Source organism: Gluconacetobacter sp. (genome assembly GCF_047721585.1).
GTDB classification, from domain to species: Bacteria; Pseudomonadota; Alphaproteobacteria; order Acetobacterales; family Acetobacteraceae; genus Gluconacetobacter; species Gluconacetobacter dulcium.
In genome coordinates, this window is record NZ_JBDNXE010000203.1 from 1 (window position 1) to 4,448 (window position 4,448).

At 69.9% G+C, this 4,448-nt stretch carries 5 protein-coding genes; 4 read left to right on the forward strand and 1 reads right to left on the reverse strand.

Annotation, left to right across the window (positions count from 1 at the left end):
- The 4 genes from ABF821_RS20060 to ABF821_RS20075 form a co-directional block, all read left to right on the forward strand.
- The coding region (locus ABF821_RS20060; protein ID WP_415531358.1) for an ATP-binding cassette domain-containing protein at positions 1-818 on the forward strand (818 nt) is incomplete at its 5' end.
- A complete protein-coding gene (locus tag ABF821_RS20065) occupies positions 818-1,903 on the forward strand; it encodes an ABC transporter permease (RefSeq protein WP_415531359.1) in 1,086 nt (361 codons plus the stop codon). The genes ABF821_RS20060 and ABF821_RS20065, both read left to right, overlap by 1 nt.
- Entirely contained in the window at positions 1,900-2,838 is a 939-nt protein-coding gene (locus tag ABF821_RS20070) for an ABC transporter permease (RefSeq protein ID WP_415531360.1), read from the forward strand. Before ABF821_RS20065 ends, ABF821_RS20070 begins: the two co-directional genes overlap by 4 nt.
- 10 nt (positions 2,839-2,848) lie before the next feature.
- Complete coding sequence (locus ABF821_RS20075; protein ID WP_415531361.1) at positions 2,849-3,721, forward strand: aromatic ring-hydroxylating dioxygenase subunit alpha; 873 nt, start codon at positions 2,849-2,851, stop codon at positions 3,719-3,721.
- 63 nt (positions 3,722-3,784) lie between these two features.
- Here the strand turns inward: ABF821_RS20075 and ABF821_RS20080 are convergent, their stop codons facing one another.
- A complete protein-coding gene (locus ABF821_RS20080) occupies positions 3,785-4,354 on the reverse strand; it encodes an NADPH-dependent FMN reductase (protein ID WP_182973345.1) in 570 nt (189 codons plus the stop codon).
- Positions 4,355-4,448 lie beyond the last annotated feature (94 nt).

Below are 4,448 nucleotides of genomic sequence, written 5' to 3' on the forward strand. Positions count from 1 at the left end.
CCCCCACCCCGGTCCTCAGCCTGCGCGGCGCCACCTGCCGCGACCCGCGCGGCGTGGAAACCCTGCGCGACGTCACGCTCGACCTGCATGGCGGCGAAATCCTCGGCATCGCCGGCGTCGCCGGCAACGGCCAGCGCGAACTCACGCAGGTCCTCACCGGCATGATGCCCCTGTCGGCGGGCGAAATCCTGCTCGACGGCACCCCGGCCCCACTGGCCGACCCCGCCGCCTTCGCCCGCGCCGGCATCGGCCACATCCCCGAAGACCGCCTGCGCAGCGGCCTGGCCCCCGCGCTGGACATCACCGACAACATGGCGCTGCGCGAATATGACCGGCCGCCGATCGGCCGCCACGGCCTCTACGACCGTACCGCCGCCAACCACCTGGCCCAGACCATTGTCGAAGCCGCCGAGGTCAGGGTGCCCGACCTCGCCACCCCCATCCGCAACCTGTCCGGCGGCAACCAGCAAAGGCTGGTGGCAAGGCGCGAGATCCGCATCGCCAGCCGGGTGCTGGTCGCAGCCTACCCCAGCCGTGGGCTCGATATCGGCGCCATCGCCACCGTCCTGCGCTACCTGACCGAACTGCGCGACCAGGGCGTCGCGGTGGTCCTGGTCTCAGAGGACCTGGAGGAACTCCTGAACGTCGCCGACCGCATCGGCGTACTGTTCCACGGCCGACTGATGGCCACGATCGACGCCGCGACGGCGGACATGGAAACGATCGGCCTGCTGATGGGCGGCCGCTCGGCCCATAACGGCACCACAGATGGCGGCTCGACACCGGACGGCCCGACACAGGACGGAGGACAAGCCTGATGGCCGGCACGCTGCAACGCCAACCCACCGTCACACCGGCCCGCAGGCTGGCGTGGCGCGCGGGTGCCGTCGTCACCGCGCTGGCGATCACCACCCTGTTCCTCGCGCTGTCGGGCCGCGACCCCCGCCTGCTGGCCGACCTGGTGGTCCGTTCCACCGTGGGCTCGCGCTTCGGGCTGGAAGACCTCGCCCTGTTCCTCACCCCCCTGCTGCTGACCGGCGCGGCCGTCACCGTCACCGGGCGGATCGGCGTATGGAATATCGGCGCCGAGGGCCAGTTCTACGCCGGCGCCATCGGCGCCACGGCCATCGGCCTGTTCCTGCCCGGCCCCGCGTGGCTGGTGCTGCCGCTGATGGCGGCCAGCGGCATCGCCTGCGGCATGGGCTGGATTCTGGTCCCCGCCCTGGCCCGCGCCTATGCCGGCGTCAACGAGATCATCACCACCCTGCTGCTCAATTTCGTCGCGGGCCTGCTCACCACCTACCTGGCGGTCGGCCCATGGCACGACCGCGTCACCGGCGCGCTGGCCTCGACCGGCCGCCTGCCGGTACGCATTCCCGAAATCTGGGGCGTGGTCCATTGGGGTTTCCCGATCGCGCTGGTCATCGTGCTCGCCCTGGCCTGGCTGACCACCCGCACACGCTGGGGCTACCAGATCACCATCGGCGGCGCGAACGAACAGGCCGCCCGCTACGCCGGCATCCCGGTGCGCGCCCGCATCCTGGGCGTCATGCTGCTGTCCGGCGGGCTGGCCGCCCTGGCGGGCGTGTTCGAAGTCGCCGGCACCGTGCACCGGCTGCAAGGCGGACTGGCCAACAATTTCGGCTATTTCGGCATCGTCGTCGCGGTTCTGGCACGCGGGTCCTGCCTCAACGTGCTGCCCGCCGCCCTGCTGATGGCCTTCATCCTCAATGCCGGCATCGTGCTGCAAACCCAGCAACTGACCGGCTCGGCCGTGCTGGCCATCACCGGACTGGTGCTGTTCATGATCGCCATCGCCGACGAACTGGCGCACTACCAACCCGTGACGGTCCGCCCCGCTACCGTCGCCCCCGTTACCGTCGGCAAGGAGGCCCGGCCATGATCGCACTCCTGACCGGCATGCTCTCCACCGCCGTCCTCGCCGGCGGCGTCCTGGCCCTGGCCGCCCTGGGCGAAGTCCTGGCCGAGCGCGTGGGCGTCACCAATCTCGGCGTCGAGGGGCTGATGTCGCTGGGCGCGGTCATCGCCATCATCACCGTGGTCGCCACCCCCAACCCGTGGCTGGGCCTGCTGGCCGCGACCATGGCGGGGGCGGCCGGCGGCATGGTCTTCGCCTTCGCCACCGTCATCGTCCGCGCCAATCAGGTGCTGTGCGGCCTGGCCATCACCTTTCTCGGCCTCGGTCTGTCGGCCAGCATCGGCCACGATTACGCGGGCGTGCCCTCGCCCGCCACCTTCGGCCGCGTGCCCGTCCCCGGCCTGTCCTCCCTGCCGATCATCGGCCCCGCCTTCTTCGGGCAGAACCTGCCGATCTACCTCATCTATCTGGTGCTGCCCGCCCTGGCGCACTGGGTCATGTTCCACACCCGCCACGGCCTGGCGATGCGCGCGGTCGGCGAAAATCCGGCGGCGGCCGACGCCGCCGGCCTGCCGGTCACCGCCCTGCGCTTCTGGTACGTCACGCTGGGCGCCGGCCTCGCCGGAGCCGCCGGCGGCTACCTCACCCTCACCTACGTCCCCGTCTGGTCGGAGGGGCTGGTGGCGGGCCGGGGCTGGATCGCGCTGGCCCTGGTCATCTTCGCCGGCTACCGGCCCTTCGGCGCCACCCTGTCGGGCCTGCTGTTCGGGCTCATCACCGCGCTTTCCTTCGTCGGGCAGGCCCGCAACTGGCCGATCGCCCCCGCTTTCCTGAACATGCTGCCCTATCTGGGCACGATCGCATTCATCATCGTGCCGGTGGTCGTCTGGCACCGCATGCGCCGCATCATGGCCGCCCCGGCGGCACTCGGCGTCCCCTATCACCGCGACGTCCGGTAAGGAGAATCCCATGACCCATCGCGCAGACCAGAACGACCGCGCCGTGCTGGATTCCTGGCACGCGGTCGGCTTTCTCGAAACACTGGGCACAGCCCCCGCCACGACCCGCCTGCTGGGCATCGACCTGACCATCCAGCGCGACGCGGACGCCGCGATAACCGTCCACGCCCAGGGACACGACACCCCCCTGCCGGTCGCCGAACGCTATGGCTGCCTCTGGACCAGCCTCGGCACGCCACCCGCTACCCCGCTCGCGATCCCCGAAGCCGACGAGCCCGACCGCCGCCTGGTCTGCTGCGGCTCGATCGACGTCCACGCCTCGGGCCTGCGCGTGGTCGAGAACTTCCTCGACATGGCGCATTTCCCCTTCGTCCACACCAACATCCTGGGCGCCGAACCCCAGACAGAAGTCCTGCGCTACCACACCGAATGGCGGCGCGACGTCGATGAAATCTGGGCCACCGACTGCCGTTTCCACCAGCCGCAGGCCGCGCTGTCGGCGGTGGGCGGGCAGGACACGGGCTATATCTACCGCGTCGCCTCGCCCTTCGTGACCCTGCTGTACAAGACCTGCCCCAACGACGCGCTACGCCCCGACGTCATCGCCCTGTTCGTCCAGCCGACCGAGCCCGAGCGTTGCCGCGCCCACCCGGTCATGTTCCTGATCGACGATTTCTCGACCCAGGCCGACCTGATCCAGTTCCAGCAGAAGATTTTCCTCCAGGACCGGATCATTCTCGAAAACCAGCGCCCCCGCCTGCTGCCGCTGGACGCCCGCGCCGAAATCCCGACCCGCGCGGATTCCCTCTCGGTCACCTACCGCCGCTGGCTGAAGCAGAAACAGGTCCGCTACGGCGCCACCAGCACCCTGCCCGCCGCCTGACGCCACCACGCCACCACGCCACCGGTCACACCCGACCAGGGCACAACCGCCCTGGTCAGGCTCTTACGCCTTCAGCTTCCGTGCCAGCGCCGCCAGCGCCACCAATTGCCGCGCCAGAAAATCGCGTGTCGCGCCATCGGTCAGTTCCTGCGCCTCGGCATCGATCTTCTGCCCGGCCTGCCCGATCATCGCCTCAGGCCGGTTGAGCACCATGGCATCGAGAAAGACCAGGCTCTGACGCAGATGATACTGCGCCCGCGCCCCGCCGATCATACCCGGCGAAGCCGTCTGGATCGCCACCGGCTTTCCCGCCAGCGGCTGCGGCGTCACGCGTGAGAGCCAGTCGATGGCATTCTTCAGCACACCGGGCACCGAGTAATTATATTCGGGCGTCACGATAATCACCCCATCGGCCGCACGGATCTGCTCCGCCATCAGCAGAACGGGCGCCGGAAATCCCTGCTCCTGCACGTCGGCATCATAGAGCGGAAACGCCCCGACCGAGCCCAGCGCGCCGATGCTCACCCCCTCGGGCGCCAGCGCGGGCAGCGCCTTGGCCACGGCGGCATTGAGCGAAGCCCTGCGCAGGCTCCCCAGCAGGGTCACGAAATGAAGCGGAACCTGGTCTGCCATCATGCACCTCCGGCAGGCGCGCACCATCCGCGCCCTTCCCGTCCTCTCCCATGGCGGGCCGGCCCCACGCAATCACAATGCACAGCCGCCCCCC

Excerpts from the sequence above, each read along its gene's own strand:
- ABF821_RS20070 (WP_415531360.1), top strand. The coding sequence starts at position 1,900 with ATGATCGCACTCCTGACCGGCATGCTCTCCACCGCCGTCCTCGCCGGC.
- ABF821_RS20065 (WP_415531359.1), top strand. The coding sequence starts at position 818 with ATGGCCGGCACGCTGCAACGCCAACCCACCGTCACACCGGCCCGCAGG.
- ABF821_RS20075 (WP_415531361.1), top strand. The coding sequence starts at position 2,849 with ATGACCCATCGCGCAGACCAGAACGACCGCGCCGTGCTGGATTCCTGG.
- ABF821_RS20080 (WP_182973345.1), bottom strand. The coding sequence starts at position 4,354 with ATGGCAGACCAGGTTCCGCTTCATTTCGTGACCCTGCTGGGGAGCCTG.